Here is a 15,882-nt window from a genome sequence, read left to right on the forward strand (position 1 = left end):
GAATATGACCGATAAATCTTCCAATGCTGATTCGCCTCAGGAAATCGAAACCGAACTCTCCCAATTTGAACTGACGCAGCGAACAGATTTCCCGTTAATCACTCGTATTGTCACCATTTTCGGAATCGCGCTTTCACTTGTTCACATTTGGTTTAACACGTTCGCCACCCTGCCAGAACTCTGGGTCTCTGCTGCGCATTTCGCAGGCTTTTCGGTGATGTGTGCGTTGACCTACCCTGCTGCAGCCAAATGGAGGAATAACCGTTTTGCATTGGCCATCGACATCGGTATCGCCGTCGCCGCGATTGCCTGTCTGGTTTACATCATTTTCGCTGAAGATGCGCTGTATGATCGTGGCGTAACCTTCGTCACTACCGATTGGGTATTTTCTGTCGTCGCTATTTTGATCGCCCTTGAACTAATTCGTCGCACCATGGGCTGGTTTATTCCATGCCTGATTGTTGTGGCGCTCACTTATGTAGTTTGGTGGGGAAGTTGGCTGGATGGCATATTCGCTTTCCCGGGACTTTCTGCAGAAACCATGCTCTATCGTGCTTTCTACAGTTCAGAAGGCATGTTTGGCCCTATCTCAAGAATTTCATGGAGCTATGTCTTCATGTTCATCTTGTTTGGGGCTTTTTTGGTGAAGTCCGGCGCGGGCGATTACATCATCAATGTCTCCCGTGCTGCCGCAGGTAAGATCATTGGTGGCCCCGGTTTTGTCGCGGTTTTGGGTTCAGGATTGATGGGGTCAGTATCCGGTTCCAGCGTGGCAAACACCGTATCTACTGGGGTGATCACCATTCCCTTAATGAAGAAAGCCGGATTTCCTCCCAAGTTTGCCGCGGGGGTAGAAGCCGCTGCATCGACGGGTGGGCAGCTCATGCCACCCGTGATGGGCGCAGGCGCGTTTATCATGGCGTCGTACACCCAAATTCCCTATGTCGAAATCATCGCGGTGTCGTTTGCTCCTGCCCTGATTTATTTCCTGTCTGTCGCCTTCTTCGTGCGCATTGAAGCCAAACGCTCCGGTGTGCATCAGCTAGAAACCGAAACACCATCCATGCTGAAAGTGTTGGCATCAGGTTGGCACTACCTCATTCCACTCGCTGTGCTTGTCGCCTTGTTGATCATGGACTTCACGCCAACCTATGCGGCGGGTATCTCGATCATTTCGGTGGTTGTGTCGTCTTGGTTGTCACCGAACAGGATGGGCATCGCGGATATCTTTGACGCGCTCGCCCAAGGTGCCCGTAACATGGCGACCACTGCGGTATTGCTCACTGGTATTGGCTTAGTCGTCAATGTCATCAGTACCACAGGGATTGGTAATACCTTCTCCCTGATGATCAATGACTGGGCAGGTGGCAGCCTGTTCATCATGATTGTCTTGGTCGCGCTGGCATCGCTGATTTTGGGAATGGGATTGCCTGTCACCGCATCCTATATTGTGCTTGGCACCCTTTCTGCGCCTGCCCTCTATGGCTTGATTGCCGAGCAGCAATTGCTTGAGCTTCTTACGACCGGTCAGTTGCCAGAAGAAGCCAAGACCATATTTATGCTGATAGCACCGGAGCAGCTCGCCGCTTTGGGCTCACCCATGTCATTTGAAATGGCCGTCGATTTAGTAGGCAAGGTACCGGATGATTTTAAAGCGACGCTTCTGGAGCAATCTCTGGGCCCAGTCACCGTTGGATTAGCCCTGTTAGCCGCACACCTGATCATTTTCTGGTTATCGCAAGACAGTAACGTGACACCTCCTGTCTGTTTAACTGCCTTTGCAGCCGCTACCATTGCGCGTACACCCCCAATGGCAACGGGTTTCAAAGCGTGGAAAATCGCAAAAGGCCTGTATCTGGTGCCACTACTCATGGCGTATACGCCACTGGTAGCGGGAGACTTTCAGCAGGTTGTCATTGTGACCCTATTTGCCATTCTAGGTACTTGGGCGCTTGTGGCTGGCTTAGAGGGATATCTTGAAGGTCCTATTAATCCGCTTTTCCGCGTAGCAACATTCGGTATGGCAGCTTTGATGATGTGGCCAGGTTTGGATATTTGGCTTCGCTTACTGGGCGCAGGGCTGTTTATCGCACTGGTAGTGCATTCCTACAAGAAAGCGCCACCGCTGGCGACTGCCTAGATCGCTTAATTAGAAAGAAGAAAAGCGCCTATTTGGCGCTTTTCGCTTCGGTTGAAGGCCGACTAGCCTTCTTTCAATACCAAACTATCCATCAAGCCGACCATACGACCAATTTCTGGTTTGGTGATGGTGTCGTTAGCACCAAGATCCAGCGCTTTACGGCGGTTATCCTCACTCATCAAGGAAGAGAACATAACAATCGGAATATCTTTGTATTCACCGATATCACGTAGTCTTTTTACCAGATGCAAACCGTCCATTTTCGGCATTTCTACATCAGAGACCACACCGTCGACGAACTCGGTAATAGGCAGTTGTTCTTCGGTGCACAGCCGGACAAACTCAATCATGTTGTCCAACCCTTCCTGACCGTCTTTTGCAGTGATCACATTGTAACCCGCCGATCTCAACGTGTTTTCAATCAAGCGCCTGATAAACGCCGAATCGTCGACAACAAGGATGGTTTTTGCTTCACGCCTTGCCACCATGGCATCGTCGATAACGACCGTTTTGTCTTTGGTGACATCGTATTTTTCCATACTGAGTTCTGGATTGATGTCAGCAATGATTTTCTCGAAGTCGAGGATCATGATGAGATTGGATTCCTGACGAACTACCGCCACGACACAGTCTTGATCTGAGGCTTCGAGGAACTGGCTGGGAGATTCCACTTCTTCCCAGGATATCCGGTGAATCCGGCTGACACTGTCGACCAAGAAACCGTTCGACATCTTATTGAAGTCAGTGACGATAACCACTTTTTCTTCGACACAATCCTTGGTTGGCACGCCAAGCCAGCGGGCTAAATCAACCAAAGGGATCAACTTGCCACGAAGAGAGAATACGCCCAGCACGTTAGGCTGTGCATTGGGGTAGTCCGTGGTATCGGGAACGCGGATAACCTCTCGTACTTTGGCTACGTTGATGCCGTAAAAGCAAATTTTCTTAGAGCCATCGGGTAAAATTTTCTCTAAACGAAATTCAATAATCTCTAGTTCGTTTGTACCGCTTTCTGTCAAGATTGAAGTTTTAGGTTCTGTGCTCATACCAGATCTCAATGCATGTGAGGGCAAAAACAATAACGTCCTCTAACAGCATAGTCTTAATCTATCAACAGATGACTCAATTAACGAAAATAGTTATGCCCAAATTCAATACCTTGAGAAGAGAACCTTCAAAGCCCGAACTGATTTCTCCTGTTAGTCCACTTTAAAAACCTGTTGGTCATAGAGGGCATTAATGATTTCTGAAGTACTGGATCCTGCAGCCAGACTAAGCCCTGAACTCGAGATATCCATGCTTTCCAGCACGATGTTTTGCGTTTGACCATTTGAAATCAGTGCAAGCGTGATCGTGCCATCATTAGCGACAGTTGCGTCATCAAAAAATGGCAATAAATCAGACGCATCCGGTGTTGAGCTTAACCCTGTCAGCAAGTCAGAGATATCCAGTTTGTCCTGCCCCAACGTCAGATCAGTCACCCTGTCTGTATTCGCTGGATTGGTCAAAGACGACTCCAGCCAAACGAACAGATCTTCTCCTTCACCGCCAGTGAGAATGTCATCGCCTTTACCCGCTTGCAGGGTGTCATTGCCCCCCATACCAAACAGACTTTCTCCTGCGTCATCGGCGACCAACGTATTGCTTTCTCCATTACCGATATTGTCACCGAGATATAACTGACCGCTATCGATGACAGAGGTCAGGAGCTCTTCCTGGGTCATACCAGAAGCCGTGCCATTAATCATTTCATCCAAACTGACGCCGTTGAAAACGATGTCCTGAACTTTATCTCCGCCAACTGAAACACTCAGCGTTGCGCTGCCACCGCTTTCGGTTAATGCGAGGATATCAGTCAGCGCTGAGAGGCCACTCAGGTTTTGCAGGCTTAGCGCACCGCTGAGATCCACCACATCCGTTGCAGTGTCGAAATCTTCGATGGTATCTGTCGCAGGGCTGCCGGCGGTGCCAAAATCTCCTGCATTCCAGACAAACCTGTCGATGCTGTTGTCCGCTTCACCCTCTTTACCACCCCACAAGCTGTCATCACCTGCGCCGCCACTGAGGATGTCTGCACCAAGCCCGCCAATCAAGGTATCGTCACCATCGCCACCTTCCAGTGTGGCATTTTCCGTTCCCGAAACCACCACATTGTCGAGGGCAGGATTTGCGGCTGCAATCGCCCCTTCGCCTGCGTTAGTCACGTTGATAGAAAGTTCGATGGAATCAGATTCTGCCGATTCCCCCGTCGTTGTCGTTGAAATAGCAACCACTTCAACGGTGTTCGACAGCACTGACGAGCCTGTCACATGCAGTTGTGCGAGATCTGCCGGCGTTAGCGTCACAACACCACCGATAGGGCCTGTCCCCATGGCTGCGCCGTCAGCATCAACGAATGTTAGTCCCGCAGGCACATTTCGAATTTCGATCGAAAGCGTTTCAGATGGGTCCGTCAATGCAGCTGCCAGCCCAAGCAGTGGAATCACGGAAGCGACACTCCCCGCAACCGCAGCGGTTTGTGGCGTATTCAGGGTAAGTGTGGGAATGTCCGGTTTTGGCAGTACATTGATGCTGACCGAATTCGTATCTGTCTTCGCCCCTCCGTCACCGGTATTTCCGTTATCGTTGACCGTTACGGTCAGGGTATCTTCACCACTGAAATTAGTATCTCCCGTGTAAGTGACGCCATTGCCCAAAGCTTCATTAATGGCATCCAGCGGCCCCTCCAAAGTCATGTTATTGGTGCCCTGCCCACTCACCGTCACGCCCGAAGGCAATGGTGGTGAGTCTGGTAAACCAATCACACCGTCAATCGCACTCAAGCGAATAGAAATGGCACCACCAGACGTTTCATTAGCATCAACATCTTTCACCTGTATCGATTCAATCAGTAAGGTGGTTTCTTCTTCCGCTTCCAGTGAAGTTGGCAAGGTTAACTCTGGCTCGTCATTGACTGGTGTGACGGTAACATCGATCACCTGATTCACCCACAGCGAACTGTCCGCTTCTACGCCGTTGTCTACCGCGCGAATCGACACTTCAAGCTGCCCATCCCAGTTATTTTCATTGGCATCTCCCGGCGTGAAAATAAGCGAAGACAGCGTGGTTTGATTGGCGATAACGACCCAACTTCCATCGGGTTGTTTTTCCGCACTGCTCCCACTGGCAACACCCGGCGGCAGGCTGATCGTTGCGGAATCCGGCACATTGGTCAGCACCACTTTCACCACTTCTGGCCCATTCTCAGTCACTGACAATCCCGAACCATCATATGACGGCGCTTTGTCGATCACCGTGACATCCAAAGGCAACTCAATGTTCTCGTCTTCCGTGCCGGAGACCGACGTGGTGATTTCAGTGTCTACTCCATCGCCAATGGGGTTAACCACAACGTCGATGGTGGTGCTGTATTCTTTCGGTGTGCTGAGTAGATTCTCTTTGGCGTAAACCACCATGACAACCGTCATTGAACCACTGAAGTTTTTGGGTGGAATAAACGCAATATCATCAAGAGAGAAACTTTGGCTGTTAGGTGGCACACTGATGGTCCAGTCGCCGCCGCCACTGTTCTGCACCAACTGGCTTCCATTAGAAACTAACTGGAAATCATCAGGCACACCGGTGAGTTTCACCGAAACAATCTTCTCAGAACCATCAGTGTCCTGCAGCGTTGCCGTGACTCCTGTTAGTGCGATTTGCTCATCTTCGTTGCCCGCAATCGCTGAAGTATTACCACTGAAGGTAACCGGATCGTTAACTGGCAAGACTTCGAACGACACATTGGTTGATATGGTTTTAACGGTGACAGAGTCAGGTAAGCTCGTCTGGTCATTCACTGCCCTATCTTCTACCGTTGTATCGACTTTAATGCTGACATCACCACTGAAATCCGCTATCGGCTTGAAGTAAACCTTGGAAAGATCAGCACTGGAAACAGTGATGGTGCTTTGCGGGTTCTCACCACTTTCATCAACAAAAAAACCTACGGAGCTGTCAACGGTCAATACAGCCTGAGTGATGGTTTCAACACCGGAATTGGGCGACGTATCGGGGTCGATTAATTTCGACGTGAAATCCAGCTCGATAATGCCATCTTCTAATGCTTTATCTGGTACGGGAACCCATTCTGATTGGTCATCTACAGGCTGTTCTTCATTATTCAGACCATCGGTTTGAATCACTTTCACTTCAGTTGAAACGCCGTCGACGACAGGCGTCACGAGCATCGCAATCGTGGTATCTAACTCTTTGATATTACCACTGAGTTGATCCGTGGTGACCAGCTTGATGGGTAAGGTGACATCCCCGGCGAAGTGCTTTGGAAGCGTCAATGTGATGCCGGAAAGATCGACGGAACCATCGCTACCAACAGGCACTTTCGCGACGTATTCACCGGTCTCGTAGTTGAATTCCATCCCAGATACAGATGCACCAATAGCCCCCAATGCAGCAGCATCGATGACCAGAGAGAGCTCATCATTGGGCGCATCCACAGCATTTATCTGGATAAAGTCGTCAATTTGCTCTCCAAATTTAATCGATTTATCTTCAGCACCTGTCACATTCTGCAAGTTGACCGATATATCACCTGCCAACTCGGTCTGATCTGTCTCACCCTGAAAGTCCAGTGTCAGCACAATGGGCTTCTGCTCGACGGGAGTACTTACGTCTCCCTCAGTTCCGTCCCCCTGATCCTGAACCTGCGCTGTGATTTGCGCATATACAGGCGCCGTTGTTTTAGCAGACGTCGTAATGGCCAATGTATCTAATGCATTCGCAGGAACAGTCCAACTGCCGTCACCATTATTGATCCCACCTGTCACGTAGAACTGGTCATAGAGTTCAAGCTGTTCTTCTGTCAGTGGTGTTCCACTGGCATCAGCGACAAAAGTGACCACGACCTGGGTAATAATTTCCTCGCTGCTTCCGTCTGTGTTTACGCCTTCAGGTGTTATAAATGCCAAACGTCTATCAGGACTGGAAAGTGATATTGAGCCAGTACCCTCCCCGACAATGGTCGTCGAAAGAATATTATCGGAAGCATCAATTAGCTCGATGTCTCCAGTATTCTCTAAGGTCGCGATGATGAGGACATTCAGATCCCCCGTGATCTCTTTGGTATCAACTGCCGCTGAATCAGTATCTTTTTGCTCAACCGTCAGTTTCACGCTCAGGTCGAGATCACGGTCAAGGTCGACATTCTCGGGCGCTCTCAACAGCAAATTGGAACCAGACAACAGCTTGGTGATCTGATCCGCTGTCAACACGACTTCTCCACCAGCGAACGTCAACGGTGCGGATTCACCTGCAATCGTCAGCGTATACCCATCGTCAATCGCTGCCTGAGCCATCGAAAAGGTAATAGCGGTAATAGATTCTTTGTTATCAGTGAATCCTTCATCCGTATTTGGACGCCAATTAACGACCACATTCTGGTCTTCAAATCCACGGCTGTTGAGCGTGTAATCTTGCGCATCAATTTCCGGTTCGATATGTACAATGACATCTTTATCGACGGTCAAAGAATCGCCATCGTCTTCAGTGACGATAATGGTGACAGTCAGCGTGATATCATCTGTGCTGCCAGGAGGAGGAACCAGTTTAACGTCTGAAAGCCCATCTACCTTGGCCTGATATTGGGGTTCACCATTAGCACCCAGACCAGCATAAACTAGGTTGATTTCGTCATCATTGGTATCTAATAAGGTCACGCCTTGGGGAATATTGGTGACCAGCGTAGACAGTGTTTCAGAGTCATCGTCAGGCAGAGAACTCCCTTTCTCACCAGATTTAATGGTAAACGAAAGTGAAACTTCTCCATCTTCCGGAATGGTGGTTTCAATCCCCGTCTCCACGCCATCTTCGATGACTGGCTGCCAAACATTACCTAAATCTGCTTCAATATCTGGCACATCAGCCACGCCTTTCAAAGCCACGTTGAGGATTTTGCGCCAGTCTCGTAGATATCAGTCACCGTCTCGGCGACACCACTGGCATTGGTGACTGTGATCGTGTCTTTCACCACGCCCCTGACACTCAATGCGAAATCCACATTGCTTTCCGGTGGTGGCTGAAGCTTCAAACCAGTGATGTCTGAATACGCAATTTCATAGAGACCACCGGTTTCCGGTACTTCAGTGCCATCACTCAAGAGTAATTTCGCCCCTGTCGGCACGCCAGTGATCCAGACATAAAGCACTTCAGAACCGTCTGTGTCGGCTGAATCTGTCAGTGAGATATGCGGTGCGAGGTCAATAAGCTCGTCTTCCAGCCCACTGGCACGGGTCACTTTGAGGGTCGTAGTATCCGCAATGGGGTCAACTGCGATCGTGATGGTTTGAGATTCAGAGTCCGCCGTTTGCTGACCGGACGCAAAATTGTCCTTCTCTTTACTTTGGGCAATCGCTGTTAGCGTGATGTCACCAGAGAAATTCTCGTCAGGTTTCACCACCACATTGTTAATATCTGCAGCTGCGACGATGTATTTGCCATCTGTCGGCGTCAATTCTGCGCCATTAAGCAACAAGGTGGCCCTGCCAGCGTCGAGTGTCAGGATGTAGTTCAGTTCTTCCGAGTCATCCCTGTCTTCCAATTCGGCGTTCAGGTTGAGTGTTGCGCCGTCACTGTCTTCATCAATCCGGTAGTAAAGCGTTGTCGTTGAGTTTTCCCAAATCGGCACATCAGCAATACCCTCAACAGTGATGGAGAAGGTTTTGTTATCCAACTGACGTTCTGAGCCATCTCCGTTGGCCACAAATCCCGTCACGGTAAACGTAGGCACACCGTTAGATGCGGAGTAATCCTGATCAGGGACAAAGGTCACGCCTTGTAGTGTCCAAAGTTCATTGGAAGCATTGGGCGTGAACAAGTTGCCCGCAAGCTCAATTTGATTCCCTGTGATGGGAAGCTCCGCACCGTTCGCATAGAAAGTGCCGTGAGCGTTGGATGGCAAGGTAATCAAAACGCGATCAACCGTTTCACTTTGGTCATTATCACCAACGTCGACAGTCATATTGATCGGAATACCATCTGCCGGATTGCCGACCAGATCATCATTAGGATCTGGCTCCCTTCCCTGATCTTCAATGCCAGATGCATTTTGGACGACAAGTTGCGGCTGGGCATCGACAACCACAATTTCCGTTGTGCCGACAACGATGTCTCCATCGCCGTCAAGAATTTCGTAGCTAAAAGATTCTGTGATGCGGTTGCTGGTTGAGCCGGTGTGTGTGATGTCATCGTTGGCGATGAACTCCACCGTACCGCGGCTATGAATCACCAAGGTGCCGAGTTCTTGCCCGCCACTCCCCTCGGTGACCGTAAACCGGTTATTAATGCCCGGTGTCAGTTCATGCTGTTCGCCATTGATGGTGACTGACTTGATGGTTGCATCATCAGCGCCTCGATTGCGCGCAGGCAGAATGGTAATGCGTGAAGATGAATCCCCTTCTTCCGTCACCAAACTTCCGCCGCCTGTTCCGACGCCGTCGGTCTCCAACGAAAATGGCACATCATCAAGGACATTCACGACGATATTGGCTGTCGCTTTGTCGCCATCAGCATCAGTCACTTCAACAGGGAAGTTAATCGCGAGAGAATTTTTCTCTTCACCTCGCGGATGGTCAAGTGCGCCAAGCAGTGCAAAGGTATAAGTGCCATTCGGGAATACGGTTAGCGTAAAGACTTCTCTTGCGCCCGCCATACCGGTGTAAACCTTATTGGCAGATGTATCACTGGTCAGCTCCAGCGTGACTGCGGTGCCTTTTGAACTCAGCGGAATGGCAGTACCAGCCGCATCTTCACTATTGTCGCTATTTACTGAGGCAAAGCCGCTAACGTTTATCGCTACATCAGCAATTTCATCACTGCCGCTATTGATTTCCAGTTGTCCGGTCGCGGTATCCTGATCAGTGCCCACACCACCAGGCGTGGTACCGGGTCGGTTCTGATTGGGGCTTGAGCCATTAGCGTTGATATCGCTTTCTTCTACATTCAACACAGGCGCGTTGGTAATCACTGGCGCTTCGCCATCCTGAATATCAACGCTAATCGCTGCAATGCCACTTATCACATCACCATCAGAATCCTTGGTGTCGAGAGAGACTGAAATAACAATGCGATCACCATTAATCGTTACCCGTGTGTTTGATGTCGCATCAGCATTGTGGTCAACAGGTTTGTGAAGCGTGATAGAAGGTTCGATGACCAAACCATAGCCATCGACGCTTTGGGTAGCAGGAAAGCTCAACGTCATGACCAACTCACCATCAACCCGCCCAGACAGGACACCTGTCGTCTGATCGTATTCGAAGTCGATGGGTTCACCGTTACTGGTGAGTACCTCTTCCATGTCTTTAATCAAGTCATCCAACTGAGCACTGCTGATTCTCACGTCGTCCGGGATCAATCGGTCAGTTCTCGCATTGACTGTCAAACTCACGGTTGAGGTATCGGGATAGCCAACTTGAGCGCCCTCAGGCGTTAAATCTGGCTCAGTGATCGGCAAGGTTTTGTCAGTAGACGGAATGATCGCCGAGTCATCATCCTCAATGGTGATGGTAAACTCGCCCGTCACTTCATCGCCATCAATATCCGTCACTTTTACGCCAATTGGCAGTTCAAGGTCGCTGCCAGCCTCATCAACAGCCAAATCCAAAACAACGGAGTATTCACCTGTTGGCTTACCCGAAGCATCAGTATCAAGCTTGATGGTCAGCACCGTGTCACCATTCGCAGGTGAAGAAGACGCGGACAAGCTTGGATCATCGATAACTACGATGATTTCGTTAGTGAGCGAAGAAAATGGCTGTGGTTGAACACTGGTTTGATAGCCACTGCTGGTGATGGCATTAAGTGCTGCTTCCAATCCTGAAGGCGCATAGAACTCGATGGACTGAATCGCATCTGTTCCTTGGGTAATGCCAAGGCTGATATTCTCTTGCGAGCGCATGCTGCCAATAATGGGGTCAATGAGTGTTGAATCGACAGGATCGACACTTGCCGCGCGCCATCCTTTATGGTGAGCGTGAAATCAGATGTCGTTGTGTCACCGTCATCATCCGTGACTTTAAGTGAGAGCGGCAACTCTACCGACTCACTGTCTGGCTGTTCAATCGGACGGTTTACGGTTGCGGTGTATTGGTTGTTCGCTTGATCGATAGCTACCGTCAGAACAGTTATAGTGGCGCCAGACCCGTCGATATACCCCACTTCGATGGTTTTGTTTGAGCCATTGAGTTCGTTCAATGGGGTTAGCAAAGTCAGCGCATTGCCTTCGCTGGTTAGCCCTTCTATTTGGGTAGCCAAAGCAGCCTCTAAATCCCAAACCAGCGAGGTGATGTCATCACTTCCCACCTCTAAGCCCAGAGATTCAGTTGTCGAAACCGGTGTATCGCCATTGGCTGGTTCAGTGAGTTCAGCATCCGCGACTTCCATTATCGCATTAATGCCATCTTCCACTGAGTAAGTGACTTCAATAGGCGTATTTAGCGGGTCGTTATCCGTATCGCGTGCCTGAAGTTGAACCTTGATAGCGAAGATTTCGTCATCGCTACCAGAGGCTGGCTTAACTGTCACCCATTGGTTGTCAGCAAACTTGCTTTCTTCAATGTGATCAAGTGGCTCGCTGAGCGTAAAGACAGAAGCAATAGACAGGCCTTGCGCCCCCGTACCCGCCGATGGGGTTGTGGTCAACGTTAAGCTAATCACTTCTGTGCCGTCGCCCTTTTCACCCACTAGCGTGATGACGTTATCTGCGGTGCCCGCCTCAATGCGGAATGTCAGCGCATCACCACCTGAAGTCAGTTCATTCAACTCTTCAATCAATGCAGTCAGATTGGCGATGGAGACAGAATTGGGTAGTAGCCTATCCGCAGCGGCATCTAATGTGATCGTGCCGTTGACGGTTTGAGCAGGTTCGTTAAGTTTATCCTCGGTGATTTCATACTCACCACTCACTGTCGCTGATTCGCCCGACGCGTTACTGCCATCATTGACGGTAACGGTAAAGTCAGAGGAATCACTGTCACCATCGTGATCCGTGACTTTCACAGAAAGTGGCAGCTCAACCTTTTCATCTGATGGCTGGTCGATAGATTGTGACAGCGTCACTTTATATTGATTGTTACCCGCATCCAGCTCAATCGTCATCACGGTAACTGTTGCACCAGAGCCATCGGTATAGCCAATCTCTATCGGATTATCAGAATCATTTAAATCGCTGACTGGACTCAGCAATGACAAGGTATTGCCATTGCTGGTTAGCTCTTCAACGATGGTCTGAAAATCACTGTCTAGCTGCCAAACCAGTGATTCAATATCATCACTCCCGATATCCAGTCCCAGCGAGCGAGTTTCTATCGCTGTTGAACCGGAATTAGGGTCAGTCACACTGGCATCCTGAACAGCGATTTCTGGATGGATGCCGTCTTCAAGCGAATACGTCACTTCTATCGGCGCATCCAGCAAATCATCATCGGTATCTTTCGCTTGCAGTTGAAGCTTGATATCAAAAATCTCTTCGCTGCTGCCAGATGCAGATTTGATGGTGACCCATTGATTGTTAGCAAACTTGTCTGGTTCAGCATGGTCGAGGGGGAGGTTGAGCGTGAAGACTGAATCAATCGTGATGCCCTGCGCACCGCTGCCCGAGATTTGCGTGGTAGTCAGCGTGAGGCTAACCACCTCAGTGCCATCCGCTTTTTTACCGACTAGCTCAATGACGTTATCAGCCGTGCCCGGTTGAATGGTGAAAGTCAGTGCATCACCACCGGAAGTCAGTTCGTTGAGTTCGCTTTGAAGAGCCGACAAGTTGGCGATAAATACAGAATCCGGCTGAAGCCTGTCTGTGGTGGCATCTAATGTAATGGTGCCGTTGGCGGTTTGAGCAGGTTCATTCAGCTGGTCTTCAATTAAGTCGTAATTACCGGAGACACTGACATTGACGCCATTGGCGTTGTCATTGTCTTCAACAATCACCGTGAAAGTAGAATCTGCGGTGTCACCATCTTTGTCCGTCACCCTCACGGAAAGTAGAATGTCGATTTTGTCGTTACTGGTGGTTTGATCGATTGGCTGGGACAGCACTACATCGTAATCATTGTTCACCTGATCCAGCGTGACGGTCATCACTGTGATTGTGGTGCCCGTGCCGTCAACATAACCAATCTCGATCGGTTGGTTTGAATCATTGATGTCGCTGAGTGGTGTTAACAGCGAAAGGGCATTGCCATTGCTGGTGAAGCCTTCGATGGTGGTCTGGAATGTGCTATCCAACTGCCAAACCAGCGATTCAATATCATCACTGCCAATAGTAAGGCCAAGCGAACCCGATACCGTTGATGCGCTCCCCCCTTTAAGCGGATCGACGAGTTCTAGGTCAGCGGCATCAATCACCGGATGAATGCCATCCTCAATCGAATACGTCACTTCAATGGGGTCATCTAACGCATCATTATCTGTATCAAGCACCTGAAGCTGAAGTTTGATGTCGAAGATTTCTTCGCTGCCACCGGATGCAGGATTAATCGTCACCCACTTATTGTCAGTAAATTTGCTGTCTTCAATGTGGTCTAGCGGTTCGTTGAGTGTAAAAACAGAAGCAATCGAGATCCCCTGTGCGCCGGAACCCGGCTGTTGCGTCGTGGTCAGCGTCAGACTGACCACTTCCGTGCCATCGGCTTTTTTACCCACCAACTCGATAACGTTCCCTGCCGTGCCTGGCTCTATCGAGAAAGTCAGCGAATCACCACCAGACGTCAGTTCATTGAGCTCGGACTGTAATTCCGACAGATTGGCAATAGAGAGGGAATCAGGTTGCAGACGGTCAGTTTTCGCATCCAGCGTAATCGTGCCGTTTGCGGTTTGCGCCGGTTCATTCAACTGATTTTCTGTGATTTCAAAACCGCCACTCTCCGTCGCGGACTCGCCAGATGCATTGCCCGCATCGTTAATCGTGAGGGTGAACTCAGAGGTAGTGCTGTCCCCATCGTCGTCTGTCACTTTAACCGTTAATGGCAATTCGACCTTATCATCGGTTGGCTCATCAATCGGTTGCGACAACCTCACCTTATATTCATTACTGGTTTGATCGAGTTCGATAGTGAGCACGGTAATCGTAGTGCCAGACTCGGTGTAGCCAATCTGAATGGGATCACCATCGGCGTTGAGTTCACTTAAGGGGGTCAGCAATGATAAGGAATTCCCGTTGCTGGTGAGGCTTTCAATCAAGGTTTGAAAACTGCTGTCGAGTTGCCATGTGAGTGAGGCAATATCATCACTGCCTACCGCTAACCCTAGCGATTCAGAGGTAATCGAAGCAGGCTCGCCAACCATTGGATCAGTCAGCGTTGAATCTGCCGCGTCGATTAGTGGCGTTATCCCATCTTCCACTTTATAAGTCACGCTGATTGGCGCATTGAGTGGGTCTCCATCCGAATCTTGTACCTGCAGATCGACTTTAATGTCGAAGATTTCCTCGTCCGTACCCGAAGCCGATGCAATAGTGACCCATTGGTTATCCGCAAACTGGCCGGGATCAAGGTGATCCAACGAACCATCCAAGGTAAAGACTGACGCAATGGAAATACCTTGCGCGCCCGTACCAGAGGTTTGACTGGCCGTTAACGTGATATTGACGATTTCGCTGCCGTCCGGCTTAGTTCCTGTAATTTCGACAACATTGCCCGTTTTAGTGAACTGGAAAGACAGCGCCTCACCGCCAGAAGTCAGCTCACTAAGCTCGGTTTGAAGGCCGGTGAGATTTGCAATTTCAAGGGTGTCAGGAACCAATCTGTCTGCCGCTGCATCTAGCGTTATGGTGCCATTTGCGACCAAAGCAGGCTCTTCCAGCTGGTCTTCAGTGAGTTCATACTGCCCTTCTATGGTTGCGTTTTCTCCCGAAGCGTTATCACCATCTTCAAACGTGACGGTAAAGGTGCCAACGCCGCTGTCCCCGTCCCTATCTGTTGCCTCAACGGTCACCGGAATCAAGGTGTCATTGGTCGCTTCTGACTCATCAATCGTGGCATTTTGGGTGACAACGTAGGCATATTGATCTGTCGACCCCGCGACAGGTTGGAGGGTGATGCTAAGCACAAGGGTGGAAGGGTCGCTATCGAGGCTAACGCGGATGTCGTTATCTTCGATAACAAAGGAAGTCGATGCACCGTTGCTGGTAATCGCACTCAAGGCATCGGAAAGTTCCGTGGTCTCTACAAAACGAATCAATGCCAGTGCATCACTGTTTACATCCAGATTGATGGGAATGGGCTCGGAAACATACTCCACGTTGTTTTCATCAATGGTGATGCTGTCAGGGCTAAGTGTTGGATCGGCACCATCTAACACGGCCACTGTGGCACTGACGGGGGAATCCAGCGCATTGCCGCTAACGTCTTGCCCTTGGATCTCCATCGCTATGTTGATGGCATCCCCCGCCACTGTCACCAAACCCGCACTGTTACCCTCCGCGTTGTGGTCCAGTGGTGCATTCAAGGTAACAGAGACCGTCAATGACACATCCCTGCCAACCTGTTCGCCTGCCACTTCAATAATGACAACGGGTTCGCCATTTAGGCTCCCAGTGATGGTTTTGCCATCTGCAGAAAGACCATATTCCAGTGGCTCACCGCCGCTTTGTGTATCTGCGGTCAGCTCAGCGATTAACGCTTCCGCTACCGTCGGCTCAATCACAAAGCTGGTCGCATCCAACGGTAAAGAGCTTGCAGTGATCAACACACTGG

General features: G+C 49.9%; 5 protein-coding genes. 1 reads left to right on the plus strand and 4 read right to left on the minus strand.

Features of this window, described 5'->3' with window-relative positions; genetic code table 11:
* Positions 1-4: 4 nt before the first annotated feature.
* Positions 5-2,140 (plus strand): TRAP transporter permease, encoded by a 2,136-nt coding sequence (locus G5S52_RS03905; RefSeq protein ID WP_165011871.1) that lies wholly within the window; start codon positions 5-7, stop codon positions 2,138-2,140.
* Positions 2,141-2,202: 62 nt separating this feature from the next.
* On the opposite strand, the gene G5S52_RS03910 is transcribed toward G5S52_RS03905, so the two are convergent.
* The 4 genes from G5S52_RS03910 to G5S52_RS23770 form a co-directional block, all read right to left on the minus strand.
* Positions 2,203-3,186, minus strand: a complete 984-nt coding sequence (locus G5S52_RS03910) for a chemotaxis protein CheV (RefSeq protein WP_165011872.1) — start codon at positions 3,184-3,186, stop codon at positions 2,203-2,205.
* Between the two features lie 153 nt (positions 3,187-3,339).
* A complete protein-coding gene (locus G5S52_RS24275) occupies positions 3,340-8,052 on the minus strand; it encodes a type I secretion C-terminal target domain-containing protein (protein ID WP_368737447.1) in 4,713 nt (1,570 codons plus the stop codon).
* Between the two features lie 14 nt (positions 8,053-8,066).
* The gene (locus G5S52_RS23765; RefSeq protein ID WP_306418247.1) at positions 8,067-10,490 is read right to left on the minus strand and encodes a T1SS-143 repeat domain-containing protein; all 2,424 of its coding nucleotides are present in this window, start codon (positions 10,488-10,490) and stop codon (positions 8,067-8,069) included.
* 422 nt (positions 10,491-10,912) lie between these two features.
* Entirely contained in the window at positions 10,913-15,877 is a 4,965-nt protein-coding gene (locus G5S52_RS23770; protein WP_235956081.1) for a hypothetical protein, read from the minus strand.
* Positions 15,878-15,882 lie beyond the last annotated feature (5 nt).

The organism is Grimontia sedimenti (genome assembly GCF_011045095.1).
GTDB classification, from domain to species: domain Bacteria; phylum Pseudomonadota; class Gammaproteobacteria; order Enterobacterales; family Vibrionaceae; genus Enterovibrio; species Enterovibrio sedimenti.

Excerpts from the sequence above, each read along its gene's own strand:
- G5S52_RS03905 (WP_165011871.1), top strand. The coding sequence starts at position 5 with ATGACCGATAAATCTTCCAATGCTGATTCGCCTCAGGAAATCGAAACC.
- G5S52_RS03910 (WP_165011872.1), bottom strand. The coding sequence starts at position 3,186 with ATGAGCACAGAACCTAAAACTTCAATCTTGACAGAAAGCGGTACAAAC.
- G5S52_RS23765 (WP_306418247.1), bottom strand. The coding sequence starts at position 10,490 with ATGGAAGAGGTACTCACCAGTAACGGTGAACCCATCGACTTCGAATAC.